The following is a 15465-nucleotide window of genomic DNA, read 5'->3' as shown; positions in this document are numbered from 1 at the left end:
CGCAAGCTCAGGGCTGAAGAAAACGGGCTGAAGACATTTGGGTTGAAGAAAACAGGATAGAATCTCAAGACCATTCTTCATTCTCTTTTTTCCTGGCTGCCGAAAAAAAGTGTTGACAAAACCAAAGGTCATTGCCTATATTGCGCGTTCCCTCATGAGGAGCTTATTCCTCAGTAGCTCAATGGCAGAGCATTCGGCTGTTAACCGAAGGGTTGTAGGTTCGAGTCCTACCTGAGGAGCCAACACATTCAAAGAAAAACGGGAGCTGAAAAGCTCCCGTTTTTCTTTGTGGGCGATACGTTCAAAACAAAATCTCTTTACAACCCCCTGCTGTTCAAATGCCGTTTGTCAATTTCCCTGAAGCTCAGAATCCTTGTTCACGATTCCACCGTCCCAAAATCCCTTCATTGTCTGGGGCATTGGCGCTTCCAGATGAATCTCTTCACGGCGCATGGGGTGGGTAAAGCTCAATTTGGCAGCGTGCAGAAAGTGGTGTTTGACTTTGAGTTCGGGGTGTGACTGCGCAAACGCTTTGTTCAACGCTCGTCCGTAGGTATGGTCTCCGACAATCGGGTGTCCGATATGGGCCAGGTGAATTCGAAGCTGATGCGTGCGTCCGGTGAGCGGTTCCAATTCGATGAGTGAAAATCCATTTTTGGTCCCGGTGACTCGATAGGCGGTTTTCGCTGATTTTCCGTCATCCATCACCCGCCAGCGTGGCCAGAGCACCGGATGGCGGCCAATCGGTGCTTCGATGATTCCCTGTTCCGCCTCGGGAACGCCAAATACAATCGCCTGATAGACTTTTTTCATCTTGCGGTCACGAAAAGCAACAAAGAGCTTTTCCACCGCCCGCTCTTGTTTTGCCGCCACGATTACTCCTGACGTATCCCGGTCCAGGCGATGAGCCAGCGCCGGCCACATCCTGAGTGCCTCAACATCTTTCTTTTGCTGATAATAGCCAAGCAGTGCGTTGAGTAGCGTCCCGCTGCGTTCTTTGACTGACGGGTGCGATAACATATCCGGCGGCTTGTTGACGGCAATCAAAAACGCATCTTCATACAAGACTTCAAGCGGGACATTTTCAGCTTCGAGCGCCTGTCCACGATACCCTTCAAGCTTGACCGTGACTTTGTCACCCTGTCGCAATCGCCAGCCAGCCGTCTGGACTTTACTGTTGATGCGAACATTGCCGTCTTCAATCGCTTTTCGAATGGCCGAAATTGGAAATGAGAAATCATGCCGCTGGATAAACTCGTCCAGGCGGGCATACGCTTCTTCTTCAGGTACAAAGTAGGTAACTTCAGTCATTTTGTTCGGGCTGAAAATACCAGGGCTCAGGGCTTGGGGCTGAAAATACCAGGGCTTGGGGCTGAAGAAAACGGGCTTGGGGTTGAGGAACATCGAGTTCAAGACAAAATCCCAAAGTCTTCAACCCGATTTCTTCAGCCCCGAGCTTGCGAGTCTTCAGCCCCAAGCCCTGAGCCCTAAGCCCGAGGATTTTTCAGCCCCAAAAAATCAGATGTCCAGGTTTTTCACATCAAGTGCGTTGTCTTCGATGAATTTCCGCCGTGGTTCGACGGTGTCTCCCATCAGAATGGTGAAAATTTCGTCGGTTTCAACCGCATCGTTGACTCGAACCTGGAGCAATGTCCGTTTCCCCTGATTGAGCGTGGTTTCCCAGAGCTGTTCCGGGTTCATTTCGCCCAGTCCTTTGTAACGCTGGATGTTGATGTCCTTCTTGGCAACACTCAACACGTGCTCGGCCAACTGTTTGTAGGAAGGAATCAGTGCTGGTTGACCGCCATTGGCTACGGTAAACGACGATTGCATGGCACTTCGCAAATCCAGGTACATCGTCAGTGATTTTTGGAATTCGACGTGGGTTGAAAGTTCCCAGTCAATCCGGACGACACCGTTTTTGCCAGTCACATTGACGCTCCAGAGATTGTGCTCTTCATCGCGGGTCAACTCGGTGGAGTACCCGGCGTCAATCAACGCCGCTTCAAGTCGTCCAAGGCGTGATTCATCTTCGAAAACTTTGTGGAGCTTCACGCCGTCGGCAATACCGTTGGTGCCGCCAAAGACCTGGAGCACCACATCAGCCAGTTTGGTATCACGCAACAGGCGGCGGAGCAGTTTGTTGTAGTAGTTTTCAAATTCAATCAATTTTTCGATGAATTTGGCCAGTTCGCGGCCTTCATATTCTTTTCCGGTCGCTTCGACTTTGACTTTGACGTCTTCGGTCGCCTTGCGCATCAGGTAGCGGTTCAATTCCCGCTCATCGAGCACATACTGCTCTGAACGGCCTTTTTTGACTTTGAAGAGCGGTGGCTGGGCAATATAGACATACCCACGCTCAATCAATTCAGGCATTTGCCGGTAGAAAAACGTCAGCAGCAGCGTTCGAATATGGCTTCCGTCCACGTCGGCGTCGCAAAGGATGATGATGCGGTGATAGCGAAGCTTGTTGATGTCAAAGTCCGATTTTCCGATTCCCGTCCCGAGCGCCATAATCAACGCGCCGATTTCGCTATGCGAGAGCATTTTGTCGTAGCGTGATTTCTCGACGTTCAGAATCTTCCCCTTGAGCGGCATGATGGCCTGGGTTCGCCGGTCACGACCTTGCTTTGCGCTCCCGCCGGCGGAGTCGCCTTCCACCAAAAACAGTTCGCATTTTTCAGGGTCACGTTCGGAACAATCGGCCAGCTTTCCAGGCAGCGTGAGGCCGCTCAGGGCTGATTTGCGCGAGATTTCGCGGGCGCGGCGGGCGGCTTCGCGGGCACGGGCAGCTTCAACCGCTTTCAGAATCAGTCGTTTGGCAATGGCCGGATGTTCCTCGAAGTACATCTTGAGGTGTTCGCGAATGACCGAATCAACCTGCCCTTTGACATCGCTATTGAGTTTGTTTTTGGTCTGACCTTCAAACTGGGGCTGCGGAATTTTGACGTTGATGACGCCGACCAGTCCTTCGCGGACATCATCGCCAGTCAGATTTTCTTTCAATTGCTTGGAAAGCCCTTCGGAAGCAGCATAGCTGTTGATGCTGGCCGTGAGGGCGGTTCGGAAGCCGGAAAGGTGTGTTCCGCCGTCAATCGTGTTGATGTTGTTGGCAAAGCTGAACACCTTTTCGTCATACGCGTCGTTGTACTGGATGGCCACCTCAATCGTCATTTCACCCTGGGTGGATTCACAGTAAAACGGCTCGGGCATGAGCACATTTTTGTTGCGGTTGAGGTGCTGGACAAATTCTGAAATTCCACCTTTGTACAAAAACTCGTGGCGGCGTTCGACTTCACTGCGCTCATCGGTGATGGTGATCATCAACCCTTTGGTCAAAAAGGCTTTTTCACGCAACCGTTGCGACAGCGTGTCAAAGTTGTATTCCGTAAAGGTAAAAATGCTGGTGTCAGGTTTAAAGGTAACTTTGGTACCGCGCCGTTTGGTGGTACCGGTCTGGCGAAGCGGTCCGGTCGGAATGCCCCGTTCAAATTCCTGTTCATAGGTTTTGTTGTTGCGATAGACCTCAACCCGAAACGTTTCAGATAAGAAGTTGACGCAACTCACCCCGACACCGTGCAATCCGCCTGAAACTTTATATGAATTGTCTTCGCCAAATTTGGCGCCGGCATGCAGTTCAGTCAACACGATTTCCACACCGGATCGTTTTTGCGGGTCATCTTCCTTGATGTCAACCGGAATACCACGTCCGTTGTCGAGCACCGTAATGGAATTGTCAGGGTGGATAATCACGTCAACCTGGGTGCAGTATCCGCCCAGGGCTTCGTCCACAGAGTTGTCGCAAACTTCATACACCAGGTGGTGTAATCCCAGTTCGCCGTTTGAACCAATATACATGGCCGGGCGCAACCGCACGGCGTCCCGCCCTGACAGGGAGGTAATAGAAGCTGAAGTGTAAGTTTCAGGTGTGTTGGGTGTTGTTTCAGATTGGGTGTGCAATTCTTTTTCTTCCCTCGGTGTACTCATGTGTCAATCAAACCTCGATCACGTTGTGAATATAGTTCGAACCCTTACGGTCAAAATGGTGCTGCTCAAAATTCTGCGTTCAACGCCTTCTCTGGCTGTGGCACGACGGTTCCGCTCAGAATCTGGCTGAGCCGGGCCCGCTGGCGATATTCCTCAGCCAGCGCCGCTTTTGAAGTCGTTACAAAAACCTGGGCTTTTCCCTGGAGAAAATCCAACACGGTGCGAATCCGGTCACGGTCCAGTTCGGCATCAATGTCATCCAGCAGAAAAACCGGGAAATCGTCATGTTCCTGGTGGTACATGGTCAGTTGGGCCAGTTCGAGCACCAGCAAGGCGCTACGTTGCTGACCGGCGCTTCCAAATCGGGCGACTTCACGCCCATCGGTTAAAATATCCAGATCATCCCGGTGCGGGCCAACCAGGGCGTGACCGGCAGCCAGTTCGGCTTCACGGCGCACCCGCAAGCGTTCTGCCAGCAGGTCCGCATAGTGGGTCAGATTGCCTTTCCCTTCCAGGGAGGAGCGATACCGAACCGTCATCGCTTCGGCCCCAAAAAACCGCCGTTCCAGGGTCTGGTTGAGGCGCTCCACATAGGCTGTCCGGGCGTTGTGAATCTGCGTGCCGTGCTCGACAAGCTGGATATTCCACACATCAAGCATTTCGAAAATTTCAGACGGCGGAGGAACCGTTTCTTCAATTGACTTCAATAGCGCGTTTTTTTGCTTGAGGACCCGATTGTAATCAGCCAGCGTTTGCACATAGCCCGGCTTGAGGCTCAGGACGCCGCGGTCGAGAAACCGGCGGCGTTCAGATGGTTCACCCCGGACAATGCTTAACTCTTCGCGGCAATAGACAAAGACATCCAGAATTCCCAGGTATTCGCTCACCGGGACGCGTTTGCCATTGACCAGCAACTGCTTTTGCGAGCCTTTCAGGTGAACTTCCAGCGTGATGGTCCGGCTTTTGTGAATCACCTGGGCAATCGCCCGGGCAGCAGTCTCCTGAAAATTGATGGCTTCACTTAACTGATGCGTGCGAAAGGATTTCGTATTACCTAGCAATGCAATCACTTCCAGCCAACTGGTTTTTCCATGCCCGTTTTGGCCCCACAAAATGTTTACGCCCGCATCCCCGAAAAGATGTCCCGAAAGGTTGCGAAACCCAATTGATTCTACTTGAGATAAATACATACAAATTCTTGATTGTAAATGAAATACCAGTCTACCAGACACGGCCAATTGTGTCCAGTCGGAGACTTCAAAAACACAAGATATTGGGGGTAGACCGGGACAAATTTTGACCTGGATCCGCCAGAAAAATATGTCCCAAATACGCAAAAGAGGGAATAAACCCGGTTGGCTTATTCCCTCTTTTGTACCGTCAATAATCACTTGCGTCTTGGGTGAGAACTACTTCTTTTTGCCTTTGATCTGGAAATTACCATTGCTGTCATCCTGGGCAGAATTTCCAGCCGTGTCAAAAGCCACCACTCGAACACGGGCGGTTTTGACTTTGCCCGTCACGTTTGGCGTAAAGCTGAAGGACAATGTCCCTCCCGCCAGTCCAGTGGCGAGTTGGGTCGGGAAAGTGGCGCCACTATCGGTTGACAGCAGGACATCCTGGCTTTCAATCCCTGATTCGTCAGTGGCTTGCCAGGTAATGTTGAACGCGACTCCGGATTTGAGTTTTTCGCCGCCATTTGGCGAAACCACCTGAACCGTCGGCGGAGTCGAATCCGGCACCCGAATGATGAAATCGGCATCCGAACTATCTGACCCGGCATTGTCGGCCCCATCTTTGGCCGTTACGCGAATCCGGGCCGTCCGGGTCGTCACGGAATCAGGAACTTCATACTGGAAGGATCGAAGGTCACCTTCGAGACCAGTGGCAATTGACACATTAAACGTCGCCCCACTGTCGGTTGACAAATCAATGTCGTGGCTGGCCAAACCGACATTATCTTCCGCACTCCAGGTCACTTCCAAAAAATCGCCAATCGTCACGACACTTCCACCATTGGGGGTAAAGACTTCAACCACCGGTGCCGTGGTGTCATTGACTCCTGGTGTGGCAGCAACCTCATTTGAGAGGGCGCTTTCGGTGGTCGGGTTATACGTTGCGCTCAAGGCATAAAAATATTGGACTGTCCCATCAGCTATCGGAGGTGAATCGGCATATGTGGTTTGGCCGGCGGGAAGGGTCGCAATCAAATTCTCAGGTTTGATCGCAACTGGCGAAGCAGTCGAACGGTAGAGCTTATAGCCCGTGACCGTAAGCGTCGGATTGACAACTTCCATCCGCCCAATGATTGGAAAATCAGCCGTCACCGAACCAGTACTGGGAGTAAATACCTGGATACTGACTCCGTTAAATGTGGTTCCACCATCGGTTGAAATGATCGCGGTTGACGGTGGCGTGCGGTCAAACCCGATATAGTAATTTTGCGATCCATCTGGATTAATCTGACTGGTCCCGTTATCAACCCACTGCAATCCAACGAAGAAACTACCAGAGGTAATAGTGTAGTTTTCTGGAAGAGTAAACTCATTAAAATCTTCATATTCCCGTGCCGAACCAACTGGCTCCTTGCTGATGCTCACGTTATAGGTTCGCACATCTGAACGCGGGGTTTGTCCCAGCGCGGCCCCAGTCGGGGCATTAAACACCCATAATTTGAAATTGGCACCAACCGTCAAGGGAAAGGTTTCGTCAAAAGCTTTACTGATTGACAAATACAATACGCTTTTCAATGTGGCTGGATAGGCTGGTGGGGTAATCTGTTCACCAAACACCAGATTTTTAATGCTTTGTTGTGCCCGGATCCCGGTTTCAAGGTCGTCAAAGACCGGCTTGTCTGGGTCCAATCCAGCGGGTTTGACAACCACAGTACTGGTCGGCGGCAAGGCAGGTGGGACATCCCAACTGAGATTCACACTGCTCCCAGTCACGATTGCCTGCAAATTGGTTGGGGCTGGCGGAGCAGTTGACTGTCTGGTTTCAGCGGTATCAGCGGCAATATTGGCAACCAGCGGGAAACCTGCCACCAACATACCGACCATAAAAAAGACGATTCCTCTCGTCAAAAGACGCTGCATAGTAAGACTCCTCATCTTCAAACTTAGAAGTTCCCTGGGAAATTAACTTCGAGTTCATTCTTCGCACTCTGTTCCAAAGCCACATCCAGCACAGGGCAAAATCCTGCCTCAAAAATGCATGCCGGACACCTGGAATTGGTTTACATCTGCAATTTTCGATGGCGAGAGTGAGAGAAGGTTTTTTGGAAAGGTTAATATTAGAGGACTTGAGGCAAAATGCAAAGCTGACCAGATGACAGGGTGACCGGGTGACATCTGACCAAATGACACAGTGACATCTGACACAGTGACAGAATGATCTATTGTCACCCTGTCACCCTGTCACCTTGTCACCCTGTCACCCTGTCACCTTGTCACCTTGTCACCTTGTCACCCTGTCACCTTGTCACCTTGTCACCTTGTCATCTTATCATTTGGTCATCTCCAGCCACTGGTCCAGAGTTTGCTCCAGGAGTCGGGCAAAGAGTTCCACGCCGGGTTGAGTGATCATCTGAAATGAAAACCCAAGGGTGTCAAAATAGGCTGGCCGATTTTCAGCGGAAATCATCAAGGGCGGCAACCCGTCACGAAGCAAATAGTAACTGGCCAGAAGACGCACCAGCCGATTGGTGTGGCTGGCAAATGGCTGTAAATCCAGCATCCGCAAATGGAAGAGGCTGGCCTTTTCAACCGGGTGCATTTCGGCAAACGAGTCAGTTGTAAACCAGTCAAGCGCCATTTCAACCAGAACCGGTAATGCCTGAGGCGCGGCTGGTTGATGAGTTGGAACCTGGGGAGCGGCTTCGGCCCGACGAAATAGTTCGTTCCAGCCAGATACTGGATTGCCAGTCACCAGGCGGTAACTATGGATCAGGTCTTCCTTGCCAAGGGCATCACGCTCAGTGGTTGGTAGCGTGTTGGCCCGCTGGAAAACAGCGTTCGCCGCCTGGGAGAAACTCACGAGTTCACGCTGAATCGGATCGGTGGGTTGTGATTGATCAGCTTCTGTCTGCCAGGCTGTTGCCTGATCACGGTCCAGATCCGGATAGTCAAACTGGAGTTCAGTCAAAACCCACTCGTTCAAAGTCCAGGCTGTCACGTGTTCAATCACCGTACCCTTTGCCTCCACCTGGGTTTGCCAGAGCCTTTGTTTGGCAGCCAACTGGTTCGCCCAATCAGAAGAAGGATGATAGGAATTACTGTAACTTGGCAAAATCGGAAGCATAACCGGGTTTTCTCCATATATGGTTTTCCCGATTTAAAACTGAAACGGGCAAATCACCAATTCCAACTTCCGGTAAGTCCGGGTTCCGGGTTCTTTAAGGGATGAGGGATGAAAGATGAGGGATGAAAAAAATCACCTTGTCACCCTGTCATCTTGTCTGGGTTCTGGGTTCCGGATTCCGGGTTTTCGAAACCAGGTAAGTACTTTGTCATAAGTTTCCTGAGATATTGGATTGAGTAAGTGTTTGATTCTTTTCGTGTATTTCGTGTGTTTCGTGGTTCAAAATGTCTTGGAATTTTCGGTAAGGTACTTACCAGTCACCAGGTACAAAATACAAACAAGGTGGACGGATCTGACCATGTTCCGTTAGAGTAGGCAGCCTGTTTCCCAAACAGCCTTTCCGCCTGCTGACTCCCGATGCCCAACCTTACTTTTCCACCGAGCTAAACTGGCATGATCAATTCTGTTTCTCCCTCCACATCACCATCACATACAATCGGCTCCCGCATTTTTGCTACTTCTGCCCACCTTCGGCGATATCTGTTGATCTGGGTTTGTCTGGTTCTGATTTGGCCAGGTTTGGCCGTTGCGGCACAAAAACGAACCCCACGTCCTTTGCCAGCCAAATCAGCCGGTCCACCCAAACTAATTCTCTTAATTGTGGTTGACCAGTTTCGCCCCGATTACCTGACCCGGTTTGGAGACTTGTTTGGAACGGGTGGATTTCGACGGATGCTCAATCAGGGAGCCTATTTTACGTCGTCGCATTACCTGCACGCCTGCACCTATACCGCCTGTGGACATTCAGTTTTGCTTTCTGGATCAATTCCGGCCATTACAGGAATTATTGGGAATGAATGGGTGGACCGCGAATCAGGCTTTAAGGTCACCAGCGTGAGTGATGCCGATTATGTTGGCGTTCCCGAAGGCCGCGGCGCCAGCCCACGGAAAATGATGAGTACAACGATTGGTGACCAACTCCGCCTGCAGAACAATTTTCGGTCACGGGCAATTGGGATTTCGCTCAAGGATCGGAGCGCAATTCTTCCCGCGGGAAAAAGTGCCAATGCGGCCTACTGGTTTGACACCGCCAAAGGGCAGATGCAGACCAGCAGCTATTATCTTCCCCAGCTTCCAGCGTGGGTAAAAGCTTTTAATGATCAGAAAATTCCATTCGGGTATTTTGGAAAAACCTGGGATCGGTTGCTTCCACATAGTGAATATGCGCGCTCAGACCAGGACAATGCACCCTATGAAACTGGGCTTTCAGGAGTGAAGACGTTTCCACACGTTATCAATGGCGGCGGCACGCAGGCAGGCCCCAAATTTTATGATGATTTCACCCGAACCCCCTGGGCCAACGACTATCTGGTGGATTTTGCCGAACTGGCGATTGAGAACGAACATCTGGGGGAAGACGAATATCCGGACCTGCTCTCCGTCAGTTTTTCAGCCAATGACATTATGGGGCATGCCTTTGGCCCGTACAGTCAGGAAATGCAGGACATGGTGATCCGCACCGACCGCACACTTGAACGGTTTTTTCAAATCATTGATCAGCGAGTTGGACTGGCCAATACGCTGGTGGTCTTTTCGGCTGACCACGGTGTGGCGCCGGTCCCGGAATATGCGCAGGCAAAGAAGTTAGGTGGCGGACGGGTTTCGAAAAAAGCTCTCTATGAAATCATCAGCCAGACACTCAACGGAAAATATGGTGACGCGCCCTGGATTGCCGGCAGTTCCAACGAATCAATTTACCTCAACCAGGAAGTGATCAAATCAAAGGGATTGAATCGGTTAGAGGTCGAGCGTGTGGCAGGCGAGGCCGCGATGAATATTCCAGGGGTGGCGACCTACTTTACCCGAACCCAACTGATTAACGGCCCACAACCAGCCAATGACCTCTCACAGCGAGTTGCCGCCGCGTTTAATCCACAACGAAGCGGCGACGTGTATCTGATTGCCCAGCCGTACTTTTTCTTCGAAGAAGACTATTTTCTGGCCACGACTCACGGGTCTCCATATAGTTATGACACGCACGTCCCCGTCATTTTGATGGGGAAAGGACTGCGCCCAGGTCAATACCCAGCCCTGAGTTCGCCTTCCGACATTGCACCCACGCTGGCTGAAATCCTTGGGATTGAACCTCCGAGCGGATCAGTCGGTCGGGTGCTGACCGAAGCGTTGGAACCAACTGTAGCCCCATCCAAAAAGAAAAAATAACATCAGTTCGTAGTCAGTAGTCAGTAGCCCGTTAAATTCAATTTATAGAATCACTTGACTATTTTTCATCACAAAAGGTTCACTTCCAAACAACCTTCTTTCACTTTGAAATCCCACCTTGTGTTCTTAACCGGCGAAAGGGTTGAAAGGTCTGTATTTCCCTCAGCCCTTAGCCCTTAGCCCCAAGCCCTAAAGATATGACTACCGAATTTTCACGCATCCGCTATCAAGTCGAGGCACCGCTGGCAACGATTCTGCTCAATCGTCCTGACAAACGAAACGCTTTGGATGATCAGACACTCCACGAACTACGAACGGCAGTTGCCGTTGCCGGGGCTGATCCGGCAGTGCGGGTGGTTCTTTTGAAAGGCGCCGGAAAAGATTTTTGCGCTGGCGCCGATTTATCAGCCCTTGAAAAAATTGCCCAGGCTGGAACACTTGAAAATATCAGCGATGCCGAAGGCTTTATGCAGCTTTTTATCCAGATGCGATATCTATCCAAGCCGATTGTTGCTCAGGTGACAGGCCGGGCCCTGGCCGGAGGATGCGGACTGGCATCGGCCTGTGATGTCATTTTAGCGGCTGAAAGCGCTCAGTTTGGCTATCCAGAAGTCAAAATTGGGTTTATTCCAGCCATGGTGATGGCGATTTTACGCCGCAATATCAGCGAGAAACGGGCGTTTGACTGGATGGCGATTGGCGACCCACTTTCAGCCCAGGAAGCAGCAAATTATGGACTGGTCACTCACGTCTATCCAGATGCTGAATTTGAAACCAGAGCCCTGGCATACGTCACCACACTGGCGTCACGGAGTGCATCAGCCCTTTATTTAATGAAGCGCCTGCTCTATCACATGGATGGAATGACGTTTGAATCAGCAGTTCGAAGCGGCGTTGACGGAAATGTGCTCAGTCGAAGCACTGAAGATTGTCAGGCTGGGGTCGCCAAGTTTCTCAAGAAGAACTGATATAGAATTTCAGATAAAGAAACCACGAAACACACGAACTACACGAAAAAGAAAGCCAAATTTTTCAATGGTTTCTGAACGATGATCACCAAAAACACCAGGGCAATATTTATCTGAAAAACTATAGCAATTTGGGCTGAGGGTATCAGCCCACATTGCTATCACTATCTGGACCTGTCAAACACACAGCCCAGACAGAAAAAGGGAGACAGTGAACCACTGTCTCCCTTTTCACATTTCCAATCACAAACGAAGTCGTTTGATTAGAAGCTGTACTTAAACGCAAACTGGATCAGACGCGGGCCAGTTGAAGAGCTCACGATCCGTCCAAAGTTGGGGTTGGAACGAACATTCACCGGGTTGGCAAAATTCGTCTGGTTGAACGCGTTGAAGAACTCAGCCCGGAACTCAACTTTGTGACGTTCCTTAATCGGGATGAATTTCACAACTGAAATGTCAGTGTTGGTTTGGCCAGGGCCGGTCAAAATGTTACGACCGGTGTTACCAAAGTTTCCAGCACCACTCGAGAAAACAAAGGCACTGGTATTGAAGTACCGGTTCAGCCGTTCTTTATCTGGTCCGCTGCCGTTGGCATCGCCGCCGACAAACAACGGGTTGTAGCTGGCACGTGACGAGTCAAAGAGACCAGCCGTGTTGATAATGCTAAACGGTGATCCAGCCTGACGGGTGAAGACGCCTGAAATCTGCCAGTTGTTGAGCAACGATTTGCCGACAACACTATCACCTTTGTAGACAGCGGGCAGGTCATAGACCATGCTGACCACCAGGCGATGACGACGGTCGAAATCAGCCGAGGCCCGGTTCCCAGCAAAGTTCCCCTGGTTTCCGAAGTCAGCCGACACATCGCTCGTTCCGTTGGATGATCCCTGACCAGAGTATTCGTCAATGGCGTGTGAGTAGGTGTACGCCACCAACCCTTGCAGCCCATTGGCATACCGCCGGGTCAAACTCACCTGCAGTGAGTTGTAGTTGGATCGCGCCGTGTTTTCGGTCAAATGCACGCCAAATCCCTGAATCACAACTTCAGACAGCGAGGGTGAGAACGGTCCGGTTTGAACCAGGTTTGGCCCACGCAAGGTGTTGACATTGCGCAGCCGTGACAATTTGCGGCCTTGCGAGCCGACATAGGTCACTTCCAACTGGGTATTTGGAACGAACTCCCACTGGAAGCCTAATGTGTACTGTTGAATGTACGGCGTCCGTGACGCATGCAGTCCAGGGTAAATCCCTTGAACCGGAATCGGCACGCCACCCGCGAAGAATGGCAGGCCACCCGTTGGGAAGTTGGTGCGATCCTGAAGGTTCAATGGATAGGACTGTGGAATCGGAGCAAACGGGCTGCTGAATGGTCGTGAGAATGGCGTGCCAGGCAGAATTGAAGCAATCGTGTAATACGGGAAGCTCAACCCCTGGTTATTGGCCGCACGGGCATTTGGACGATCATAATACACACCATATCCGCCACGAATCACAAACTTTCCAGCATCAAACGGGGTGAAGGCAAACCCAAACCGTGGCGCAACGTTGTTCCGGTCTGGATCAACCAGTGATTTGCGCAGGGTTGGAATCCCAGCCAGCGGTGTTTCAGCATTATCAGCCTGGAAGAACCCGGTGAGCGTTCCTATCCGGCCAGCTCCTGGCACCGTGTCATCAAAGGTCACAAACCGACCTTCAGTGTCATAGAAGGCACCGTAGTAGTCATACCGAATGCCCAGATTCAGGGTCAGCTTGTTATTGACTCGAATGTCATCCTGGAAGAAAAACGCATGGTCATGTGAACGAACCGCACGCTGGGCTGAACCAGGACCAATGATTGAGAAGATGCTCGGCAACCCAAACAACTGACCATTTGAAGCCAGCGTTGGGGCCACCAGCAATTCGGTAAAGGCGTCCGGACGGGTAATCGAACCTGGACGGCTGGCCGCCAGCGCCGCCGCCACACCACCCGTGAAGGTGATCGAACCACGGGCGAAAATATCAAAGTCGAGGCGCACCCGGTTGTAGCGGTATTCGCCGCCAAACTTCATCGAATGTCGGCCTTTGGTCCAGGTTACCGTATCACCAAATGACAGGGTGTCGGCCTGGTTGTCGCTCTGCGAAAATCCTGATGGACCAACCGTAAACTGGTTCAACAGGGCAATCGCCGGCAACCCGCTGAAGTTCCCCTGATTGGGAGTGTTGATTCCAAATTGAGCCGCAGTGAACGGTTCTTCTGGAATGGCGGTGGTCGGAATGGCGTTGTAGCCAAACCGAAATTCGTTGACGATCCCGCCCCCAAACACATGCGTGTCAACCACTGACAAAAAGCGGTTGTCGGCAGTGGTGGCCACCGGGTACCCCGGCGTTTGCAAGGCATTCGCCAACCCAAACTGGCTAAACAATCCTTGATCGAGTGAATTGTTGGCAAAGAAGAATTTGACGCCCAACCGGTTGTTACTGTTGACCTGGGCATCCACGTTGGCATTGAACTGGTCTTCGTCAAAAGTTGACTCTGACGTCAAGGTCCGAACCGACAATCCATTTCCAGAAGGAATCAGAAAGTCTCCATTTGGGTATCGGGCTTGCAGCAATCCAATCGAGACTGGATTGACATATCCACCAAAGAGTGGCGCCCGGGTCCGGGATAAGGCGGCCAGTGCCGTCAATGACCGGTCATCGGTTAAATCTGGTGATGTAAACGCCGTCGCCAGACTGTTGGTCAATGAAGTACCGTTGGTTTCACGCGTTCCCTGGTATGAACCAAAGAACCACACTTTATCTTTGACAATCGGGCCACCGAAGGTTCCGCCAAACTGGTGGCGATTGTTCTTGGGCCGATCAACTCCCTGTCCGTTGAGGAAGAAGTTGTTGGCATTCAGCTTTTCATTGCGAATAAAGTAGTACGCGTTGCCGTGAAATTCATTGGTGCCTGATTTGGTCACCGCCGTCACAATCCCGCCGGCATTGCGTCCTTGAGACGCATCAAACTGGCTGGTTTGAACGATGAATTCCTGCAGCGCATCGGTGGCTGGTACCGCCAGGTTGGGAGTTGAGCCAGTTCCGATTGAGTTGGCATCAATCCCGTTGATCAGCACTGAATTGCTGGTTGTACGCTGACCGTTTACGTTGATGGCAGTGTCGCCACGACCCACTTCTGAAGTGTTGGTGATGTTGCTGGAGGTCCCAGCCGACAGCGTCAACAATTGCTGGAAGTTGCGGGTTGGCAGTGGCAATTGACGCAGGCTGCGTTCTTCAATCACCCGCCCGCCCGTGGCTGAATCGGTTCGCACCAGTGGTGTTTCACTGGTGACGGTAATAATTTCCGAGGTTCCGGCACCGACTTCCAGTTTGGCGTTCGCCACCGTGGTTTCGGTGATGCGTACCGGAACATTGTCAAGCGTAAACTGTTTGAAACCTTCGATCTTGACCTCAATTCGGTACGTTCCTGGCGGAAGAAGGGTGACCAGATAGTCACCGGATTCATTGGTGGTCACATCACGGCTGACCCCTGTATCCTGGTTGGTGACGGTCACCGTAGCCCCCGCAAGTATTGCCCCGGATGGATCCGTGACCGTACCACGAAGCTGCCCGGTTGCGGCCTGGCCCCAAGCAACGGTTGGGAAAAGACACAGAGCGAATGCCAAGAAAAACACGGCAGTTGAAAAGATTGACTTTTCGCGTTCGCCCAGCCTTTTCTTCTTCGGAGCTACAGCCAGATGTATGAGTTGGTTGAACATGTAGCAAACTCTCCTTTTATTTTCTGGACTCTTGCAAACGATGATGGTTGGAATGCCCGGCGATGGCACCTCCGTTCAATGTGAATGAAATCTCGGGGAATTGACCAGAAGGCCGCACCTTCCCCTGATTCCTAAGCACACTGAAGGCGAAGATATCCAAGTGTGTGGGCAAACTCACTGCACAAAAGCTGGCTACGGCTGGATTATAGTTTAGGATTTGACGAGTCAAAGGAAGATTTACACAAGGTTTA

General features: G+C 51.4%; 8 protein-coding genes and 1 tRNA gene. 3 read left to right on the top strand and 6 right to left on the bottom strand.

Annotated features, from left to right (window positions below; genetic code table 11):
- Positions 1-167 precede the first annotated feature (167 nt).
- A tRNA-Asn gene (locus HY774_01645) sits at positions 168-242 on the top strand.
- A gap of 106 nt (positions 243-348) precedes the next feature.
- On the opposite strand, the gene HY774_01640 is transcribed toward HY774_01645, so the two are convergent.
- The 5 genes from HY774_01640 to HY774_01620 all read right to left on the bottom strand — a co-directional run bounded on the left by HY774_01640 (position 349) and on the right by HY774_01620 (position 8286).
- Complete coding sequence (locus tag HY774_01640; protein ID MBI4747164.1) at positions 349-1311, bottom strand: RluA family pseudouridine synthase; 963 nt, start codon at positions 1309-1311, stop codon at positions 349-351.
- Between the two features lie 207 nt (positions 1312-1518).
- Complete coding sequence (gene gyrB / locus HY774_01635; protein ID MBI4747163.1) at positions 1519-3987, bottom strand: DNA topoisomerase (ATP-hydrolyzing) subunit B; 2469 nt, start codon at positions 3985-3987, stop codon at positions 1519-1521.
- Between the two features lie 65 nt (positions 3988-4052).
- Complete coding sequence (gene recF, locus HY774_01630; protein ID MBI4747162.1) at positions 4053-5177, bottom strand: DNA replication and repair protein RecF; 1125 nt, start codon at positions 5175-5177, stop codon at positions 4053-4055.
- A gap of 219 nt (positions 5178-5396) precedes the next feature.
- Positions 5397-7082, bottom strand: coding sequence for a hypothetical protein (locus HY774_01625; protein ID MBI4747161.1), 1686 nt, complete (start codon positions 7080-7082; stop codon positions 5397-5399).
- Between the two features lie 409 nt (positions 7083-7491).
- Positions 7492-8286, bottom strand: coding sequence for a Fic family protein (locus HY774_01620; protein ID MBI4747160.1), 795 nt, complete (start codon positions 8284-8286; stop codon positions 7492-7494).
- Between the two features lie 453 nt (positions 8287-8739).
- Here HY774_01620 and HY774_01615 point away from each other — a divergent pair, with 453 nt between their 5' ends.
- Both HY774_01615 and HY774_01610 read left to right on the top strand, forming a co-directional pair.
- A complete protein-coding gene (locus tag HY774_01615; protein MBI4747159.1) occupies positions 8740-10509 on the top strand; it encodes an alkaline phosphatase family protein in 1770 nt (589 codons plus the stop codon).
- A gap of 197 nt (positions 10510-10706) precedes the next feature.
- Complete coding sequence (locus HY774_01610) at positions 10707-11477, top strand: enoyl-CoA hydratase/isomerase family protein (protein MBI4747158.1); 771 nt, start codon at positions 10707-10709, stop codon at positions 11475-11477.
- A 263-nt stretch (positions 11478-11740) separates the two neighbouring features.
- Here HY774_01610 and HY774_01605 read toward each other — a convergent pair whose 3' ends face one another.
- Positions 11741-15214, bottom strand: a complete 3474-nt coding sequence (locus HY774_01605; protein MBI4747157.1) for a TonB-dependent receptor — start codon at positions 15212-15214, stop codon at positions 11741-11743.
- Positions 15215-15465: the final 251 nt, after the last annotated feature.

This window comes from Acidobacteriota bacterium (genome assembly GCA_016208495.1).
Classification (GTDB): Bacteria; Acidobacteriota; Blastocatellia; order Chloracidobacteriales; family Chloracidobacteriaceae; genus JACQXX01.
Note: the sequence above shows the minus strand (reverse complement) of the source record. Positions and strands in the feature narration are given on the sequence as shown.